The 18,193-nt window shown below is 34.5% G+C and carries 19 protein-coding genes; 4 read left to right on the forward strand and 15 right to left on the reverse strand.

Going from position 1 to position 18,193, the window contains the following annotated elements; genetic code table 11:
* Positions 1–48 precede the first annotated feature (48 nt).
* Complete coding sequence (locus tag JKA74_RS05415; RefSeq protein ID WP_201430128.1) at positions 49–1,437, forward strand: sodium-dependent transporter; 1,389 nt, start codon at positions 49–51, stop codon at positions 1,435–1,437.
* A gap of 34 nt (positions 1,438–1,471) precedes the next feature.
* Here JKA74_RS05415 and JKA74_RS05420 read toward each other — a convergent pair whose 3' ends face one another.
* Positions 1,472–2,152 (reverse strand): hypothetical protein, encoded by a 681-nt coding sequence (locus JKA74_RS05420; protein ID WP_201430129.1) that lies wholly within the window; start codon positions 2,150–2,152, stop codon positions 1,472–1,474.
* Positions 2,121–3,254: a tRNA 2-thiouridine(34) synthase MnmA gene (mnmA, locus tag JKA74_RS05425; protein WP_201430130.1), complete on the reverse strand. Its 1,134-nt coding sequence runs from the start codon at positions 3,252–3,254 to the stop codon at positions 2,121–2,123. The genes JKA74_RS05420 and mnmA overlap by 32 nt, the downstream gene beginning before the upstream one ends.
* Positions 3,255–3,550: 296 nt before the next feature.
* Between mnmA and JKA74_RS05430 the strand changes: the two genes are divergently transcribed.
* Positions 3,551–4,522, forward strand: coding sequence for a hypothetical protein (locus JKA74_RS05430; RefSeq protein WP_201430131.1), 972 nt, complete (start codon positions 3,551–3,553; stop codon positions 4,520–4,522).
* A gap of 148 nt (positions 4,523–4,670) precedes the next feature.
* Here JKA74_RS05430 and JKA74_RS05435 read toward each other — a convergent pair whose 3' ends face one another.
* Positions 4,671–5,246: a DUF4136 domain-containing protein gene (locus JKA74_RS05435; protein WP_201430132.1), complete on the reverse strand. Its 576-nt coding sequence runs from the start codon at positions 5,244–5,246 to the stop codon at positions 4,671–4,673.
* Positions 5,247–5,518: 272 nt separating this feature from the next.
* On the opposite strand from JKA74_RS05435, the gene JKA74_RS05440 reads away from it, so the two are divergent.
* Positions 5,519–6,295 carry a CDP-alcohol phosphatidyltransferase family protein gene (locus tag JKA74_RS05440; protein ID WP_201430133.1) on the forward strand — a complete coding sequence of 259 codons (777 nt, stop codon included), beginning with the start codon at positions 5,519–5,521 and terminating at the stop codon, positions 6,293–6,295.
* Between the two features lie 6 nt (positions 6,296–6,301).
* Here JKA74_RS05440 and JKA74_RS05445 read toward each other — a convergent pair whose 3' ends face one another.
* From JKA74_RS05445 to JKA74_RS05485, 9 genes are all read right to left on the reverse strand, one after another.
* On the reverse strand, positions 6,302–7,192 hold the full coding sequence (locus JKA74_RS05445; RefSeq protein WP_201430134.1) for a YihY/virulence factor BrkB family protein: 891 nt from the start codon (positions 7,190–7,192) through the stop codon (positions 6,302–6,304).
* Between the two features lie 93 nt (positions 7,193–7,285).
* Positions 7,286–7,672, reverse strand: a complete 387-nt coding sequence (locus JKA74_RS05450; RefSeq protein ID WP_201430135.1) for a hypothetical protein — start codon at positions 7,670–7,672, stop codon at positions 7,286–7,288.
* 223 nt (positions 7,673–7,895) lie between these two features.
* A complete protein-coding gene (gene rplT, locus JKA74_RS05455; RefSeq protein ID WP_201430136.1) occupies positions 7,896–8,240 on the reverse strand; it encodes a 50S ribosomal protein L20 in 345 nt (114 codons plus the stop codon).
* Positions 8,241–8,348: 108 nt separating this feature from the next.
* Positions 8,349–8,543 carry a 50S ribosomal protein L35 gene (gene rpmI, locus JKA74_RS05460; RefSeq protein WP_188467378.1) on the reverse strand — a complete coding sequence of 65 codons (195 nt, stop codon included), beginning with the start codon at positions 8,541–8,543 and terminating at the stop codon, positions 8,349–8,351.
* Positions 8,544–8,570: 27 nt separating this feature from the next.
* Positions 8,571–9,119, reverse strand: a complete 549-nt coding sequence (infC, locus tag JKA74_RS05465) for a translation initiation factor IF-3 (RefSeq protein WP_201430137.1) — start codon at positions 9,117–9,119, stop codon at positions 8,571–8,573.
* 98 nt (positions 9,120–9,217) lie between these two features.
* The gene (gene thrS, locus JKA74_RS05470) at positions 9,218–11,173 is read right to left on the reverse strand and encodes a threonine--tRNA ligase (protein ID WP_201430138.1); all 1,956 of its coding nucleotides are present in this window, start codon (positions 11,171–11,173) and stop codon (positions 9,218–9,220) included.
* Positions 11,174–11,350: 177 nt separating this feature from the next.
* Positions 11,351–13,108 carry a tol-pal system YbgF family protein gene (locus JKA74_RS05475; RefSeq protein ID WP_201430139.1) on the reverse strand — a complete coding sequence of 586 codons (1,758 nt, stop codon included), beginning with the start codon at positions 13,106–13,108 and terminating at the stop codon, positions 11,351–11,353.
* Positions 13,109–13,226: 118 nt separating this feature from the next.
* Complete coding sequence (locus JKA74_RS05480) at positions 13,227–13,733, reverse strand: phosphoribosyltransferase family protein (protein WP_201430140.1); 507 nt, start codon at positions 13,731–13,733, stop codon at positions 13,227–13,229.
* 7 nt (positions 13,734–13,740) lie between these two features.
* The gene (locus tag JKA74_RS05485) at positions 13,741–14,217 is read right to left on the reverse strand and encodes an Lrp/AsnC family transcriptional regulator (RefSeq protein WP_201430141.1); all 477 of its coding nucleotides are present in this window, start codon (positions 14,215–14,217) and stop codon (positions 13,741–13,743) included.
* A 289-nt stretch (positions 14,218–14,506) separates the two neighbouring features.
* Here JKA74_RS05485 and JKA74_RS05490 point away from each other — a divergent pair, with 289 nt between their 5' ends.
* Positions 14,507–15,619 carry an AMP-binding protein gene (locus JKA74_RS05490; protein ID WP_201430142.1) on the forward strand — a complete coding sequence of 371 codons (1,113 nt, stop codon included), beginning with the start codon at positions 14,507–14,509 and terminating at the stop codon, positions 15,617–15,619.
* Positions 15,620–15,687: 68 nt separating this feature from the next.
* Here JKA74_RS05490 and JKA74_RS05495 read toward each other — a convergent pair whose 3' ends face one another.
* From JKA74_RS05495 to JKA74_RS05505, 3 genes are all read right to left on the reverse strand, one after another.
* A complete protein-coding gene (locus JKA74_RS05495; protein WP_201430143.1) occupies positions 15,688–16,410 on the reverse strand; it encodes an SDR family oxidoreductase in 723 nt (240 codons plus the stop codon).
* 145 nt (positions 16,411–16,555) lie between these two features.
* Positions 16,556–17,251 (reverse strand): response regulator transcription factor, encoded by a 696-nt coding sequence (locus JKA74_RS05500; RefSeq protein WP_201430144.1) that lies wholly within the window; start codon positions 17,249–17,251, stop codon positions 16,556–16,558.
* 133 nt (positions 17,252–17,384) lie between these two features.
* Complete coding sequence (locus tag JKA74_RS05505) at positions 17,385–18,065, reverse strand: DUF7255 family protein (protein WP_201430145.1); 681 nt, start codon at positions 18,063–18,065, stop codon at positions 17,385–17,387.
* Positions 18,066–18,193 lie beyond the last annotated feature (128 nt).

Here is an 18,193-nt window from a genome sequence, read left to right on the forward strand (position 1 = left end):
CAAAAACAATTATTATTATATTTTCAATTTCAAAAAACAATATCCAAAATGGAATCAAAGAGGGGTGGTTTTTCCAGTAAATTAGGTTTTGTAGCTGCAGCTGCAGGTTCTGCAGTAGGCTTGGGAAATATATGGCAATTTCCTTATGTAACAGGTGAAAATGGAGGAGCGGCCTTTCTACTGGTATATGCATTATGGATTTTCTTAATTGGTCTGCCTATTATGGTGGGAGAAATAGCAATCGGTAGAAATACTCAGTCAAATCCATTTGGAGCTTTCAAAAAGTTAGGCGGAAAAGCATGGGCTTTGGTTGGTTTATTCGGAATAATTTGCGGAGTGATGATATTGTCCTTTTATAATGTGGTCTCAGGATGGGCTTTTGGTTATTTCATACAAATTGTTTCTGGTGATATTTTCGAAGAAAGTAATTTCAGCAGCTACTTTTCAAACTATGTAGCCAACTATGAAGATAATCTGATGTATAGCATAGTCTTTATGGTGATAACTGCATTTATTGTATACAAGGGTATTAAAAAAGGAATTGAAGGTACTTCCAAGATTTTAATGCCCACACTTTTCTTAATACTTATTGCTATTATTATTTATGGCTTAACTCTCCCCAACGCAATTGATGGAGTCAAATTCTATTTGTTACCAGACTTTAGTTTAATTAATGGAGCTACCATTTATTCAGCTCTGGGACAAGCATTCTTTTCCTTAAGTTTAGGGATGGGAGCTCTTATAACATATGGTTCCTATATTGGTAAAAATGACAATATTGTTAATTCTGCAACACTAGTTACTATAACTGATTCAATGGTTGCATTTTTAGCGGGTTTAATGATTTTCCCATTGGTATTTTCCCAGGGTCAATCTCCCAGTGAAGGTCCTGGATTAGTCTTTGTTGCCTTATTGGGTGTGTTCAAAACAATGCCATTGATTATCGCCAAAATAGTAGGTGGTGGATTCTTCCTCTTATTGTGCTTTGCAGCACTTACTTCAACAATTTCTTTATTGGAGGTGCCTGTTTCATTTCTTATTGATGAGAAAAAATGGAGCCGGATTAAAGCTGTTTCAGTTATGGCTGTTATCATTTTCATCATAGGTTTACCAAGTATGCTAGGGTTTGGTGCGGTAGATCTTTTTACAGAATTTGTTTACTATGAAGGAGAATATAAAACATTCATGGATGTTGTTCAGGATATTTTCTTTGTAATAAGTTTACCATTAGGAGGTTTATTACTAAGTATCTTTATTGCGTGGCAATGGAAAGTGAAGAGCTTATCAAATGAAGTAAGCAATGGCTATAGTAAGTATTCAGGCTCTTTATTGGAAAAGTATTTTAATTTTATGATTGTATACATTTGCCCATTGGTGCTAGGGATGATGTTTGTATTAACAATCCTGCAAAAATTCTTTGCAGTTAATTTTTTCTAGAAAAAATTAACATAAATAGAAATTTAATGGACATTTATTCCAAAACTCGTTGTATAGTAACAGTTTTACCAAAATCAATTTGTTTTAGTCCTAAGCATTCTGTTTCATTACAAAATTCTAGCTGAGAGGAAAGTTTATAGATCAAGCCAACATTGGCTGCATAAACTTCTATTCGCTTGTCAAAAGCTATTACAGAATCCTGGTTATCTTCCTGAATAACATGCAATGTGCTGCTAAAAATGGAATCTTCTATCTCATAAGGCTGAAAAACCTTATAAAGCACATATTCATCACTTTCGCTTTCAGAAGGTTTTCCATTCCATTGAAGTGCTTCTTTCACAGGGAAACTTAATTTCACCTCATGATTATTGCCTAATTTTTGAGTAGCAATTTGTGGGTTTCTGGTAATTTCAATGGTATTTAATATTTCTCTAGTGCAATTGTTGACAATCTTATATCTATATCCTTGAATCGTTACCTTAAAATCATTTTGGACGGAATCTATCAATTCATCCTGAATGGTATAATGAACAGTATCAATTGTACCATCATTTCTATAATTGATTTCTTCCACTTCATAAATGCACTTATCATTAATGGAAACAGGAAAAAACTGAAAGCCCAACCTATCAGGGTCGGGCTCAATAGTAGTATTTTCACAAGCCCAAAAGGCTGCAATAAAACTAAATAGAATGAGATAGTTTCTTTTTTTCATCTTTTTGCTTGAATGCGGACACAATCCATCCCCCGCCAACAACATCGTCCCCCTCGTAAAAAACAGCAGCCTGCCCGGGGGCAATAGCCGATACTCCCGTTCCGAAGAAAACTTTCATAGTATCCCCAACCTGCTCAATAACAGCAGGAGAACCATCATCATTGTAGCGGACTTTTGTAACAGTATCCAACCGGCCGTTTAGCTCAGGATATTTGCTCATGACCAATTGCTTCACATACATTCCGTTGCGTTCCAATTCATCAAAAGTACCTAATACTACTCTATTCTTATCTTTTTGTATTTCTGTAACATATACAGGATAACCCAAAGCAATTCCCAAACCCTTTCTTTGACCTACAGTATAAAATGGATAGCCTTCATGTGTGCCGACTACTGTTCCGTCTTCCAGCACAAATTCTCCACCGGCCACTTTTTCTGCCAGGCCTTCTACCCTTCTTTTCAGGAAGCCACGGTAATCATTATCCGGCACAAAACAGATTTCGTATGATTCTGATTTATTCACCAATTCATAGAAGCCTTTATCTTCGGCCATTTTACGAATTTCAGGTTTAGTTAAATCCCCAAGTGGTAAAATAGTCCTACTTAAGCTTTCCTGGGAAACTCCCCAAAGTGCATAGGATTGATCCTTGTTCAAATCTTTTCCACGGGAAATAATATATCGACCATTCTCTTCCCTTACTTTGGCATAGTGGCCTGTTGCAATATAATCGCAGCCTAATTTATCGGCTCTGCGTAGCAATGAATCCCATTTGATGTGGGTATTACAAAGCACACATGGATTAGGTGTTCTACCGGCCAGGTACTCATCCGTAAAATGATTGATCACATAATCGCCAAACTCCTCACGGATATCCAGGATGTAATGGGGAAAGCCCAAATTAACCGCTAAGTTTCGGGCATCGTTGATCGAATCCAAGCTGCAACAACCTGTTTCCTTTTTGGAGCTGCCAGATGAGGCATAATCCCATGTTTTCATAGTCATTCCTATGACTTCATAGCCTTGTTCATGTAACAAAACTGCTGCCAATGAGCTGTCGATTCCGCCACTCATGGCTACTAATACTCTTCCTTTTTTACTCATAATTCACGTTTTCACAGGATTCACAGTCCTGCTTTGGTGACACATTTATTTTTGCTTACCAACAACTTTTATTGGTATAAAGTGCAAAGTTAATGAGAAATAATTGATTAATGGAAATAGAAATGAATTTAGAAAAATTTATTACTTTTTACGAATTTCTCACACTTGTTAATTTAATTGTATCACTTCAATTTTAACGGCATATTCATGATTTAAAAATTCAAAGTAATAAAGCATTTGGGATAGTAATTAATTGAAATATTAGATTAGATTTGCTGAATTTTATATATATAAAAATGAAAATCCAATTATTTCCAATCGCTTTGTTTACTCTGCTAGTGGTAGGGTGCAATGAAGATCCGGAGCCTGTAGCTCCAATCGATGACAGTACCGATTTAGCCTGTCAAGTGTTGACCATTTCAAGTAATTTCGAATATGAAGATGAGTATAATAGCTCTGAGGGGTCTATTTCTATTGTATTTTCTTATAATTCCGACAAAACCATTAGTAAACTAAATTCTAATTTCGAAGAATTTTATTGCTATATGAATAATGGTGTTGAAGAATGTGAAAACTACGAAAGTATTGAAGAGTATAGTTTTATTTATTCTAATGGTTTAATTACTGATGTGACAGTAGCAGAAGATGAAGAAGGTGAAACAGACCTTATTGAATTTACTTACTCTAACAATAAACTTTCGAAAATAAAATTCTCTGAAGAAGGGGATACTGACCTAGATGAATATGTTTTCATCTATGACAATGACGGAAAATTAGAAAAACTTGAGAACTGGGATAATTACTCTGGACCAACAGATGCTTTAGTACTTTATGGTTACGATGAATTCTTATGGACTGGTGATAATGTTACTACCATCAATAGTTACTATGATGATTTTGAAGAAAGCTCATCAAGAATATCAAATCAAAAAAATAAATCTATTTTTGGTATTAGAGCTTTGAAAAAGACTTCTGGTAAAAATCATCAACAAAAACGATTTGTCCCTGAACTTTCAAATAAGCTGACTTTAACCTACGACTCAAAATCAAATCCTTTATTTGGGAACCTACCATTTTTATTATGGGATGGTGAGTTCTATACTTATTTGTCGGCCAATAATCCAATTACTACTACTGAAATAGAGTATACTGATGGTGGCCAGAATGAAGATTTTGATAGCTATTCATATACTTACAATGAAAATGGATTCCCAACAGTAACTACCAATGATGGAGATGATACTCTATTGACTTATAGTTGCGAATAGTTTTTATTTAAATATTTTAAGCTGCAGGCTGTATTAAAAACCTGTAGATAATAAGAAGGCTGCCAAAATCAGCCTTCTTTTTGTTTCTACTTAAGAATGGTAAAGTAAAAGAATAAAAAATAATACTTTGCTCATTTCAAGCATCAATCTATCTTTCAAGTCTTAATCTATCTAAAATATCTGAAACTACTTTTATAACTTTGTTGTCATCCATAGGCGTCTCGCTAGAAAAAGCCCCATCACTAAAGCCTGACCAAACTGTCCGGCCACTTTCTTTATCAATCACTGAAATCAACAGGGTTCCTTTTTTAACATCATGTTCCTCAGCTCTGTCTATTCCTATTAACTCATCATCATCGGTGAAATCTCCTTTTAGTGTTCCTTCTCTTCCAAACACTAAATAAGAAACCAACATTTCTCCACCAGATTTCTTATGCTTGTAATCATCAGTAATTAATTCGTGCTTTATAGCATGTTCAACCTGCTTTTTCACATCCTGAGAAGGGAAATCAGGATCTGTATAGGTTACAATACTTGTCATGTAATCATCACTAATTATAACTGCTTCTTTAGTATTTGGTTCTGCCTTTTTTGTGGGATCCAAAAGACTGAAAGAATCATAATCTTTATCAATTACCCCATCTCTTAATTCAGTATAGATGGTCTGTGCATTTGCATTTGCAACGAATAGAAATGCTAAAAATAATACCAGTAAATTTTTCATAATGTCAAAATTTTAGTTTAAAAAGTTCTTACTTAATTATACTAGCTTACTTTTGTAAGGTTTAGTTAAAAAGTGAAAATTTAAGTAAAAAGAGGATAACTTAGTATTAAGTACGATGAGAATTAGTGGTTGTAAAACAAAAAGCTTTTTCAAAAGTTATCAACTGATACTTAAGCGAAATAATCTACTACCTTTACCGAAGCCCTTACCTTCCCTCTTGAAATTATTGATCTCAAGAATTTTAGTGGCCTGGTGTTTCATTACAATTACTTATGCCGAAATTATTAACAAGTGAGAAATTTATTGATGTTTCCGATTACGGACGTAAACCTGCCGTATTTTTAGCTGAATTGGTCAAGAACACCAAGGTTCAGCCTATTCATATTACCTATCTTTTTGGGATATGCGGCTTAATAGCTATTTACTGCATATTCAATGAGTTATACTATTATGCTGCTGCTTTCTTGATTTTAAAGTCAATTTTAGATGCAATGGATGGAGAATTAGCAAGGCTTAAGCAAACCCCTTCTTATTCAGGCAGGTACCTGGATTCTATTTTTGATAGTATACTGAATTTTTTATTTCTATTGGCAATTGGCTATATGGCTGGTTCCCCTCTCTATGTCACATTAACTGCTTTTTTTTGTATCCAATTACAAGGCACCTTATATAACTATTATTATGTAATATTAAGGCATAGATCTCAAGGAGCAGATACTACAAGCAAAATATTTGAAATGAAGACCCCTGCGGCATTTCCAGGTGAAAAACAGAAAACTGTCAATTGGCTATTCAAAATCTATATGTTCCTATATATACCTTTTGATAAAATTATTTATTCATTAGACAAATCAGCTTACAGAGTGAAAGCATTTCCTAATTGGTTTATGACAATGGTTTCTTTCTACGGCTTAGGATTCCAATTACTTATTATGGCTTATATGATGGCAATGGGTTGGATTACTTTCATCATTCCTTATTTTATTGCTTATACAGTCTTAATCGTATTTTTTATCACCACTAGAAGAATACTATTAGATAATGATTGACAAAAATCAGTCTTTATCCTCTTTCTCCTTTATTCCGGAAGAAGGGATTTCAATAGGTTGGTTAATATAAGAGGCATAATTTTTAATAAACATGGCCACAAAATAAAAAATAAAGGAGACATAAAATATAAAAAGCATAACCAATACTATGCTGCTTGAAGCTCCAAATATTCCCTTTATATTACTATTGACCAGAATCAATTCTATCAATATCTGACCCAGATTAAATAAAACTGAAGCAATAACACCTCCTACTATAGCAGGTTGCCAGGATAATTTTGCATTAGGCAATATCTTAAATAATAGAGTAAACCATGCTGTAAAAGTAAGTAGGGAAAATAAAATACTAATACCCCTTACAAGTGCAGCTTCAATATTAGGCAATATTTCATTGATTTGATCACCAATAAAAGCTACTATTACATCAGAAAGGATGGCTACTAAAATAATCACCCCTCCTATAAGCACCAAAACCATTGCCGTTAGCCTGCCACGTAAATGATACCGAAATCGCTGGATACTTTTTGAGGGGATTTCCCATAACTCATTAATGTTTAATTGTACAAGAAAGAACAGATTGGTGGCTATAAATATAAGAAAAACAAATACCCCAATTGAAGTCCAGGTGCTTTCAGCCAAATCCTGAAAATTATTAAAGATATTTTGTAATTCTTCAGTTCCGGTATTACCCAATATTCCACTTATCCGCTCAAATATCTCCTCATTTAAATACTCCGGTTTAATAAATATCCCTAATACAGTAGTCAAAATTACGAGTATGGGAGGTATGGCAAACAGGCTAATAAATGCAGTAGATGAAGCTAGCTGCAAAGGGTTTTTATTTTTTAGCTCTTTAAGTGTTTTAGGAACTAATTTTAATACTCCTCTTATTTTCATTCTGTAGTTACTCCTTCGGTAATATGGTTAAGCTCAAATAAAAAAAACCGAAAGTTTATTTGCTTTCGGTTTTCAAATAGTGTCAAACCTTTGTTAATTATTTTCTATGGCTTGTTGAATATTATTGCTCATTTCGTTAAGCTTTCTCTTAACATCGTTATAATCTTCACTTACTTCTGCTTTTACTTCATTCCAGGTTTCTTTGGAGGAGTTTCTTACCTTTTCTAAATTCTCTTCCAGATCACGTTTAGCTTCTTCCAATTCTCTTTCAACCTCTGAGGTCGCCTGATCATCACCAATTTCCTCCAACTCTTCCTCAATGTCATCAATGCTTTCTTCGAGCCTGGATACCCATTCATTTTTGGTTTCCTTGAAATCATCAGTCGTATCATTGGTGTTGGATTCTCTGTTTCCCTGATTGTCGCATGCAAGCATTCCAACAATAAAAAGGGCGATTGTGAATATTTTAAATAGTTTCATAATTTAAAAGAATTTAAATTCGTTGGTTCTAATCTATTGTTACGAAAGTAATTATACAGGGTTTACATGAGATATCATATTTCATCAGTAACCATTTTATTGATTTATCATAACTCTAACATTTAGCATAAATGGAAATTAAAATTCATGCAGTAGAAAGTTTAATCCATAAAAAAAGCCTTTCGTTTCCGAAAGGCTTCCAATATATATTTTAAAAAGTTGTTTATTTCACTTGCTCAACAACACTTTTAAAAGCATCAGGATGATTCATTGCTAAATCAGCCAATACTTTTCTATTCAATTCAACACCGTTTTTATGAACAGCTCCCATGAACTGAGAGTAAGACATACCGTGCAGTCTTGCACCGGCATTAATTCTTTGAATCCACAACTTCCTGAATTCTCTTTTCTTTGCTTTTCTGTCTCTGTATGCATATAACCATCCTTTTTCGATAGCATTTTTTGCAACAGTCCACACATTTTTCTTTCTACCCCAGTAGCCTTTGGCAAACTTGAGGATTTTTTTTCTTCTAGCCCTTGAGGCTACATGATTTACTGATCTTGGCATAATTTTTAATTTTTTGGAAATTGGTGATCATTATTGATACTTGACAAACCAAAAATCCCGGTTTAACATTGAACCTTCGTTCTTTTTGTAATCGTTGCGAAATACTAATTAGAGATTAAGCATATCTTTCACTCTTCCCATATCAGTCTTGTGAACAAGACCCATATCAGTTAAGCGTCTTTTTTGCTTAGTTTCCTTTTTGGTCAAAATATGACTTTTGTAAGCATGTTTTCTTTTAATCTTACCGCTTCCAGTCAATTTAAACCTTTTTTTCGCGCCTGATTTAGTTTTTACTTTAGGCATTTTATATAGATTTATTTAATTGTTTACTTATTTAGCTGCTTTAGGAGCAATAAAAAGTGTCATTCTCTTGCCTTCTAATTTAGGCAATTGTTCCACTTTTCCGTATTCTTCCAATTCTGATGCGTAACGTAACAACAGCAATTCTCCCCTATCCTTAAATACAATGGTTCTACCTACAAAGTGCACATACACTTTTAATTTAGATCCTTCAGATAAAAATTTCTTGCCATGGTTTAATTTAAAATTAAAATCATGGTCATCTGTATTTGGACCGAATCGAATTTCTTTGATTACAGTTTTTTGAGCTTTGGCTTTAATTTCTTTCTGCTTCTTTTTTTGCTCGTATTTAAATTTTGAATAATCAATAATTTTACAAACAGGTGGGTCGGCTTTGGGCGAAATTTCTACCAAATCAAGACTTTGTTCCTCAGCCATTTTAAGGGCTTCGTCTAGTGGGTATACATCCACTTTAACATTGTCTCCAACTACACGAACCTCTCTGGCCCGGATTCTACTATTTACCTTGTAAGGTTCTTCTTCCCTACCTCTAGGTCGGTAGCTGCCTTTTTTACGCATTTTACTAATTGTTACCTCCTTCGTTTAGTTTATGAAATGGCAAATATCGTTATAAATTTTGGATTACAAAATTCAAACAATCTAATACCTTTGTTTTTTTACTTATTACTGATACTATCAGCTATTTTTTGATTAAAAAACAGGGAGAATTCATCCAAACTCATACTTCCAACATCTCCTTCTCCATGTTTCCGAATCGAAACTTTATTTTCTTCTGCTTCCTTTTCACCAACTATCAACATATAAGGAATTTTCTTGATTTCCGCATCCCTTATTTTTCTTCCTATTTTCTCATCCCTGTGGTCAATAAACCCGGTGATGTCGCTGGCCTCCAAAGTTGCATAAACAGTATTGGCATAATCTGCATATTTCTCGGAAATAGGCAAAATAGCAATCTGCTCAGGTGACAACCAAAGCGGGAAATTTCCCCCACAATGCTCAATCAATACAGCCACAAACCTCTCCAAAGAACCAAATGGAGCTCTGTGGATCATTACTGGTCTGTGTTTGGCATTATCAGCACCTATGTATTCTAACTCAAAGCGCTCAGGAAGGTTGTAATCTACTTGAATAGTTCCTAATTGCCAACTTCTTCCTAAAGCATCCTTCACCATAAAATCAAGTTTAGGGCCATAAAATGCTGCTTCACCCAACTCAACAATGGTTTTTAAGCCTTTTTCTTCAGTAGATTCAATAATAGCTTTTTCCGCTTTTTCCCATACTTCATCACTACCAATATATTTTGCCTTATTTTCCGGATCCCGTAAAGAGATTTGTGTAGTAAAATCTTCAAAACCAAGGGAATTGAAGACAAAAAGCACCAAATCAATTACTTTAATAAACTCTTCTTTTACCTGATCGGGTCTGCAGAAAATATGCGCATCATCCTGTGTAAAACTTCTTACACGTGTTAAACCATGCAATTCCCCACTTTGCTCATAACGATATACAGTTCCAAACTCAGCCAACCTTAAAGGTAAATCCTTATAGCTCCGTGGCTTTGTTTTATAAATTTCACAATGGTGTGGACAGTTCATTGGTTTCAAAAGGTATTCCTCACCATCTTCCTCGCCAGGTGCAGCTATTGGCTGAAATGAATCTTTTCCGTATTTTTCGTAATGGCCGGAAGTCACATATAACTGCTTGGAGCCAATATGAGGAGTAATGACTGGCTGGTAGCCTGCCTTTACCTGGGCTTTCTTAAGGAAGCCCTCTAACCTATCCCTTAGCATAGTGCCTTTAGGTAACCATAAGGGCAAACCTAAACCTACTTTTTCGGAGAAAGCAAACAGCTCCATCTCCTTACCTAATTTTCTGTGGTCCCGCTTTTTGGCTTCTTCCAACAACTCAAGGTATTCTTTTAACTCCTTTTGTTTTGGAAATGTAATTCCATAAATACGTGTAAGCTGTTTTCTTTTTTCATCGCCTCTCCAGTATGCTCCGGCAATGTTCAGCAATTTTACAGCCTTAATAAACCCTGTATTAGGAATATGCGGGCCTCTGCATAAATCTGTAAAGTTTCCTTGCTGATAGAAGGTGATACTGCCATCTTCCAAACCATCAATCAATTCCAGTTTATACTCGTCTCCTTTTTTATTGTAATAGTCAATTGCTTCTTTCTTAGACACTTCTGACCTTAAAAATTCATTTTTCTGACGAGCCAAATCGAGCATCTTTTGTTCAATTTTCTCCAACTCAGTTCCCTCTAATACTTTGTCACCGAAATCAACATCATAATAAAAGCCGTTCTCAATCGGGGGTCCTATCCCGAATTTAATACCAGGATATAGCTCTTCCAGTGCCTCTGCCAATAAATGGGCAGAAGAATGCCAAAATGTATTTTGTCCTTCAGGATCATTCCAGGTCAATAGCTGTACATGGGCATCACTTTCAATTGGTCGTGTAGCGTCCCATACCTGTCCATTTACCTTTGCTGATAAAACATTACGAGCCAGGCCTTCACTAATACTCATAGCAACATCATAGCCTGAAACACCTTTATCGAATTCTTTTACCGAACCATCCGGTAAAGTAATTTTTATTTTATTACTCATATATACTTATTCAAATAGAATAGGGAAAATCAATACGTTCCAGTGGAAATTAGATAAAATCTCAACCGATTCACAAATATGCGAATTTTGAAGGAATTAGGAATAAATTAAGGAATAGATTTAATAACAAATGAAAAGAAAGAATTTTCCATTTGTTAAATAGAGTAAATCCAAAGTTTACCGGGCACCTATTTCCTTTCCTGAAGAACTAAGGGTTTTAAGCACATCACCATTTTCATTATACAGGAAAAATATTCCCCCTTCTTGTTTTGCAGAGTTCACAGCAGATTCAGCTTTGAATTGGAAGGTCCATATTTTTTCCATATTAGGTTTCAAGTAATAAACACTTTGGTTATTAGTAGCCTCGTTTTCAACAACTTCAGTTAAACTCAAAATCAGGTTATCTTTTAACAGAATGAGTTTATTGAAATGATTAACAGAATCAAGTTCAAGATAGTTTTGTATTTTCATGTCAAATCCGGCATTGGCAATAAAGAGAATACTATTAATCTGCCCAGTAATTATGAGGGATTCATCCATCTCCACTACCTCCATTACTTCATTCTGAGAATTATTTTCTATTGCCAAATCCCTGTTGAGGTAAATGGTATCTTCTTCATGAATGAAATTCTGACTCATTATCTGCATGCTTTCATACTGCTCTGTTACCAAATTCAGTTTATTTTGTAAAACCATCTTTTCGGTTGCCAGATATCCTTCAAAGGAAGGTTGAAACTTGTTAAGGTAGAAAGCATAATCAGACAAGGCTCTATCATTAGAAGACTTTTCTATCAACCCAAATAAATTTTGCATCTCAACCAGCTTCAAGCGAAAAGTATTGAAGGTATTAGTTCTTTGATAAACATTAGTAGAATCTGCCAGTACAGGAAATAAATGAGTATTTGAGAGGATTTGAGCTTCATTTTTGAGCAATTTATACTGCAATAGCCTTAAAGGCAAAGAATTCACATCAAAGCCGATTAAATTATCTTTAAGTTGAACCGGAATGTTGGCAAAGCTTATTTCACTTGAATCCTGAATATTTTGATTGCTTTTCAGCACCTGTTCTATTTGATTATCAGTAGTGATGGTTAGTTCTTTTAAGGGAAGTATTTCTTCCTTTATTTTTTCCATTAATTGATTGGCATAGCCACTATAATCTTTAACAACAAATTCAGATTCGTCAAAATCAAGCACTAAAATTTCCAAATCTGACCATTCACTCATTTCTATAGATTGAAATGTACCTTTATAATTGGCGTTGCTTAATGAATTGATTTTGTCTACATAGATGGTAATTAATTGTTCTAATTCTGTGTGTTCATTTTCAATCTTTTCCAATAATTGATGGTCTTCAGAAGTTGATTGAAAATAAAAGGCTTTTTCATCAGGGAATTTTTCTGCCAGCTTTTGAATATTTTCATTTAATGAGACCAATAGCTCTTTAGCCTCTGAGCCTTGGCTATGGATTTCATGCACCAATTGTTGCTTACTGAAAATACCTGAAATTTTATTTTCATAGTCCAGATGCACATCGGAAATTTTTATACCAAATTTTCCGGTTCGCAGGTCCCTCCTATTATAGGCCATGTAATAATCATCATTTTTCCGAACTTCCTTTTCATCAACCAATGCAATAGCTTTTTTGTAAGCATCAATAGCCTTCTCAGTTAATGAATCGTATCTTTCTTTTGAAGGAAATATAAGAGTGGTATCAAGTTTGCTGGATATAATTTCTCCTAAATAAAAGAATGCGTTTGCTTCATCCTGATTTTCTTCCAGAAACTGGATAAGTAAAGGTTCTGCAGTTGCATAATCTTTACTTTGTAAAAGAGGGAAAACATTTTTGTACTTGACTTTTTTTTGAGAGAGGCCATCAGTGGCCAAAAGCGTAACAAACAATAAAATCAAAAAAAGCCGCTTTGTAGTAATCATTCGCATATTTTAAACTATTCAAAAACACACGTAATAATACTAAAAATTTCACAATTTATTATATTATTTCACTACTAAGATTAATCTTATAGTTTTGATACTTGTTTGGTGAAGTTCTTCAGACTAAGAAGACTGTATAATCATTCTCTTTCCAGGAAACATTTATATGTTCCTGTATAGTAGTAGCTAATTCTATTCCTGTATATTTTGCAGAAATAGGGAATAATCTATGCGATCTATTCACTAAAAAGGCTGTTTCAATTTTCTTTAAAGGTATTGCAAGAAAGGGTTTTAAGGCATAAGCCATTGTCTTGCCGGAATTCAGCACGTCATCAATGAGAATTACAATTGAATTTTCAGGATTTTCAATTTCCTTGTTTAAAGTAACGGGAGATGACAATGGCTTTTCTTTATCAATGCTCACTTCAATCAGCACGGTTTCAATCGAATTAATTGCAGTCAGTTCTAATTGTAGTAATTTAGCCAGTGTGGAGCCACCTCCCTTTATTCCTGCCAGATAAATATTTTGCTCATGCAAGTTGTTCTCGAGAATTTGATAAGCCATTCTCTTTATTTTGCTTTGAATCTGTTGATGAGCTAAAATTCTATTGTTTTTATCAGGCATGCAATTTTTAATTAATTGGTAAAGGCATCACTTTGCTATCCTTAAAGGTAGATAAAATTACCATTGATTGCATGCTGTCCACTACCTCAATTTCACTTACTCTTTCCAACATTAATTTCTGATAAGAAGGAATATCTTTGGTAATCACTTTTAAAATAAAGTCACTTGATCCTGTTACATGATGACATTCGATAATTTCATCAACAAGGTTAATTGCATCAATAAATTTTTCAATATTCGATCTATTATGAGCCTTTAAAGAAACCATTACGTAGGTACTCACACCCAAATTAATTTTCTCGGTATCTAATTTGGCATGATAACTTTTAATAATACCTGTATTTTCTAATTTCTTTACACGCTCAAGAGTTGGTGCGGGAGAGAGCCCAATATCCTTGGAAAGTTGCGAGTTGGTAATTCTACCATCTGCCTGAAGAATATCTAATATTTTTCTGTCGATTTTGTCTAACTTAAAGGGTTGCATGAATTCTAGTATTTGCTATTTGTTTTGTTGCAAAATTAAGGGATTTTATCTACATTACTCCTATTTTTTATACCAAAAGCATAAAAATAACACCGTTTGTAAATAAACTATACGTTATTCATACTCTCTCAATAGGGGAATGTTGTTAAAACACAGTAAAAATCAAAAATGTCCAAATTAACGATTCTCTCCCTGAATTTTTATTCCAAGGCTTATTCGTAAATTTGCTGTTGTATGGCTTCCAAGCCTGAGTCACTACCAAACTTCCGAAAATATTAAATACTACTTTATGACACTCGTGCAAAATCAGAATTGGTTTGAACTGGAGGGTAATAAATTCACTTTGCCTGATTTAGTTAACAGCAAAAACCATTTTACTGAAGGTTCAATTGCGCATTATGTGATGGATTTTGTTCATAAATGGAAAAAGGGTTATTCGGAGTTCGAGCAAAAAAGTTCAGGCTCCACAGGTGTTCCCAAAATACAGGTCATAAAAAGTTCACAGATGTTGGCAAGTGCCAAAGCCACTATCAATACATTAGGTTTGGCAGCCGGAGATACTGCTCTCCTCAATATCAATCCGGAGTTTATTGGAGGCAAGATGATGATTGTCCGCGCATTGGTGCAATCTATGAACCTGATTGTAAAAGAGGCAACTGGAAATCCTTTAGTAAATCTGGATTCAGAAAGATCAGTTGATTTCTTCTCTTTTGTGCCTTATCAATTGTCTAAAATATTGACTGAAACCCCTGAAAAGATTAAGCAATTAAATGGTGCCAAAGCTATTATTTTAGGAGGCGCACCTGTATCAAATACTTTGGCAGCACAAATTCAACAACAAATATCTGCGCCAGTTTTCAGCACCTATGGCATGACAGAGACAGTTTCCCATGTCGCGCTAAAGAGGCTTAACCATGGAACCAACACAACTTTTAAAGCCTTAAACAACATTGCCTTTTCTCAAGATAAAAGAAATTGCCTGATTATACATGCTGAACATATTACCGGAGTTCCTGAACTACTTACCAATGATGTTGTAAAGCTCTATGACAATCAACACTTTGACTGGTTTGGAAGGTATGATTTTGTGATTAATTCAGGCGGGATAAAAATCCATCCTGAACAAGTGGAAGAGCAAATAAACAGTTTAATGAACGAAAATAATCTGTCATTTCAATTTTTCGTGTTTAGCAGGTTGCATGAACAGTTAGGTTCCTGCCTTTGCTTACTACTGGAAGATAATGGTATTGACAAAGAGGAGCTTATGGGTAAGCTCAAATCAAAGTTGCCTGCATACCATGTACCAAAAGAGGTTTATACCACTACAGAATTCCAAATGACTTCCAGTGGAAAAATAGACAGGCTTAATACTTTGAGAATTGCAGGCATCAATTTTAATTGATCGAGGAAAATGAATGGTAATTTATAATTCCAGCCATCTTCCTCAGATCAAAATATAGTTTGTAATTTTTATTTTGTGGGTGGTTGGCTTGGCCTTACTTCAATTTTACTTGGTAAAGTTCGAGGATTCATTTCAAGTAAATCCACTACTATTTGGCCAATATCTTCCTGCTGAATTTTCCAGAAGTCATCTTTATTGGGTTTGTGATCATTAAAATAAGTGGCTACAGAGCCAGGCATAATAGTACTTACATTCACCCCTGATTGTCGCAAGTCCAACATCACTGCTTGTGAAAATCCCGTTAGCCCAAATTTAGAGGCATTATAAGCCGCTCCTCCAGCAAAGAAATTGGTTCCTGCCAAACTGGATATGGTGATAAAGTAGCCTTTTTGTTTTTTCAATTGCTCTACAGCGGATTTTATAGTATAAAAAACTCCGGTTAAATTAGTTTCAATTACTTCATTCCATTGCTCAACAGTAATGTCTTCAACAGAACCAAAACGCCCCACACCTGCATTCGCTACTACAACATCCAACTGTCCCCACTTTTGTATAATTGCATCAACACAAGCTTCGTGATCATTGTAATTACGCACATCTGATTTCAAGCCTAATACATTTTCACTTCCGGATGATTTCTTCAAGCTTTGAGCAGCTTCCAGTGCGGCTTCTTCGCTCCTACTTGTAATAGCAACTTTAGCACCCTGAGCTAACAAAGCCTCTGCAATACCATAACCGATGCCTTTGCTCCCTCCTGTGATAAGAGCTACTTTATTTTCTATTTTTTCCATAAAATTTCTTTGACTTTTTAATTAGGTTTAATCAGGTGAACCTGATTGGTAATAAAAAAGAGTTCCAACAACAATTGTTGATTCCCCTTTCTAAAACTGATAGGAGAAAAAATAGTTACATTATATTTGAATGTGCCTGATGGGATTATTTTACAAAAAGATATCCAACTCCTTTAATAGTTTTCACATAATTCTCACCCAGCAATTGCCTGATTTTAAGAATGTGTACATCAATTGAGCGAGGACTTACTTTTCGTGAAGGTGCCCAAACAGCCTTAATAAGTGCTTCCCTGGAAAAAATACGGTCATTATTGGAAGCAAGGAAAAATAGTATCTCAAAAGTTTTGGACTGAATAGGTATCTGTTTTTTTTCAGGAAGTTTATAAATCGTTTTATTAAGCAGGTTAAAATGTAAATCCCTGATTTGGAATTGTTTTTCCGGAACAACATGTACCACAGGATTTTCTTCATTCAAATAACGAACAATACGCATTTTGAATGCATTTTTCCGGAGTGGTTTTATAAGGTAGTCATCAATTCCTGATTCAAAACTTGATATTTCATACTTCTCCTCATTATTATTTGTGAGAATTACCATTTTGAAGTTATTCAGATAAGGGTAATCTTTTTTATAAGTTTCAAATAAAAGCAAGCCATCATAATTAGCTTTGCCAATTTCAGAAACAACAAGTACAGGATTTACTTTTCTAATAAGGCTAAGCGCATGTTGTGTATCCATTGCTAATGCCACCTCAAAACCATCAGCTTCCAAGGTATCAACCAAAATACGTAATGTTTCTTTATCATCATCAGCTATAACAGCTACTTTCTTTGACAGCATTGGTTTTATTAGAATTATTTAATCTAATAAAACAGCTTTTAGGGAATAGATAAAATGAAATCAGGCAACTTAAACAGAAAATAATCTACACTTAAAATACGCTTAATATTGAAGATGAAATATAGATGAATTGTTAACTCAGGGATAAATCGAGTTTCATCAGTCGGGAAATATACTTTTGAATGGCTTCCTTAAAGAGAACATCTTTTAATTTTAAAGGGGTGGAAATTTGATGAATCTTCACCTCTTTCATCAAACTGTCATAGGGAGTAATTCTTTTTAAGAAAAGATTATTTTCCTCACAATACAGGTCCATTAAAAAATTACATAAGGCAATATATTTCCACCCACTGGAACCTGAGCCTCCAAAATCGCCCGGTTGTTCAGATGGTCCAAAGATTATTTTACCTGAAGGATTATCCCAAACAACTGTTTTCAGACCTGATTTTAAGGCTTCCTTTTCTTTTGTTCGACAAAACCCTCTTACTTTCTGAATATCCAGGGGATGAAATTTATCATAAAGAGAGGATCTCAGTGTAATGATTCTATATCGGTTAAAACAATAGTCAGGCTCAAAAATGAGGTGCTTTTGATGCTCAAATAAATAAATGACAGAAAACGAAAAATTGATTTTGTCGGCCCTGCTTCCCGGAACTCCCAAATCTTCCATCACTTCCATGATCAATTGCTTTGACGCCCGGCTAAATTGTTGGGATTTAAGAGGAAAAGTCTTTATTTCATTTCTTACTTTGGCTTCTTCCAAATACTGCATTAATGCCCTCCATTCAGGAGGAAGTGCCAAATTATCAATCATTTCAATTCTATTTTAAATTAAAGCTTCTAAGAGGGACAACTGCCTAAAAAGAAAATGCGGGACAAAGCCCGCATTTAATAGAGTCAATTCTTAAAATTCTTAAAACTTGCTGTTACTTAAATTCAATA

The organism is Marivirga aurantiaca, assembly GCF_016679925.1.
Taxonomy (GTDB): domain Bacteria; phylum Bacteroidota; class Bacteroidia; order Cytophagales; family Cyclobacteriaceae; genus Marivirga; species Marivirga aurantiaca.

Bases quoted from the DNA above. Each gene is read 5' to 3' on its own strand.
- JKA74_RS05415 (WP_201430128.1), top strand. From the start codon at position 49: ATGGAATCAAAGAGGGGTGGTTTTTCCAGTAAATTAGGTTTTGTAGCT.
- JKA74_RS05420 (WP_201430129.1), bottom strand. From the start codon at position 2,152: ATGAAAAAAAGAAACTATCTCATTCTATTTAGTTTTATTGCAGCCTTT.
- mnmA (WP_201430130.1), bottom strand. From the start codon at position 3,254: ATGAGTAAAAAAGGAAGAGTATTAGTAGCCATGAGTGGCGGAATCGAC.
- JKA74_RS05430 (WP_201430131.1), top strand. From the start codon at position 3,551: ATGAAAATCCAATTATTTCCAATCGCTTTGTTTACTCTGCTAGTGGTA.
- JKA74_RS05435 (WP_201430132.1), bottom strand. From the start codon at position 5,246: ATGAAAAATTTACTGGTATTATTTTTAGCATTTCTATTCGTTGCAAAT.
- JKA74_RS05440 (WP_201430133.1), top strand. From the start codon at position 5,519: ATGCCGAAATTATTAACAAGTGAGAAATTTATTGATGTTTCCGATTAC.
- JKA74_RS05445 (WP_201430134.1), bottom strand. From the start codon at position 7,192: ATGAAAATAAGAGGAGTATTAAAATTAGTTCCTAAAACACTTAAAGAG.
- JKA74_RS05450 (WP_201430135.1), bottom strand. From the start codon at position 7,672: ATGAAACTATTTAAAATATTCACAATCGCCCTTTTTATTGTTGGAATG.
- rplT (WP_201430136.1), bottom strand. From the start codon at position 8,240: ATGCCAAGATCAGTAAATCATGTAGCCTCAAGGGCTAGAAGAAAAAAA.
- rpmI (WP_188467378.1), bottom strand. From the start codon at position 8,543: ATGCCTAAAGTAAAAACTAAATCAGGCGCGAAAAAAAGGTTTAAATTG.
- infC (WP_201430137.1), bottom strand. From the start codon at position 9,119: ATGCGTAAAAAAGGCAGCTACCGACCTAGAGGTAGGGAAGAAGAACCT.
- thrS (WP_201430138.1), bottom strand. From the start codon at position 11,173: ATGAGTAATAAAATAAAAATTACTTTACCGGATGGTTCGGTAAAAGAA.
- JKA74_RS05475 (WP_201430139.1), bottom strand. From the start codon at position 13,108: ATGATTACTACAAAGCGGCTTTTTTTGATTTTATTGTTTGTTACGCTT.
- JKA74_RS05480 (WP_201430140.1), bottom strand. From the start codon at position 13,733: ATGCCTGATAAAAACAATAGAATTTTAGCTCATCAACAGATTCAAAGC.
- JKA74_RS05485 (WP_201430141.1), bottom strand. From the start codon at position 14,217: ATGCAACCCTTTAAGTTAGACAAAATCGACAGAAAAATATTAGATATT.
- JKA74_RS05490 (WP_201430142.1), top strand. From the start codon at position 14,507: ATGACACTCGTGCAAAATCAGAATTGGTTTGAACTGGAGGGTAATAAA.
- JKA74_RS05495 (WP_201430143.1), bottom strand. From the start codon at position 16,410: ATGGAAAAAATAGAAAATAAAGTAGCTCTTATCACAGGAGGGAGCAAA.
- JKA74_RS05500 (WP_201430144.1), bottom strand. From the start codon at position 17,251: ATGCTGTCAAAGAAAGTAGCTGTTATAGCTGATGATGATAAAGAAACA.
- JKA74_RS05505 (WP_201430145.1), bottom strand. From the start codon at position 18,065: ATGATTGATAATTTGGCACTTCCTCCTGAATGGAGGGCATTAATGCAG.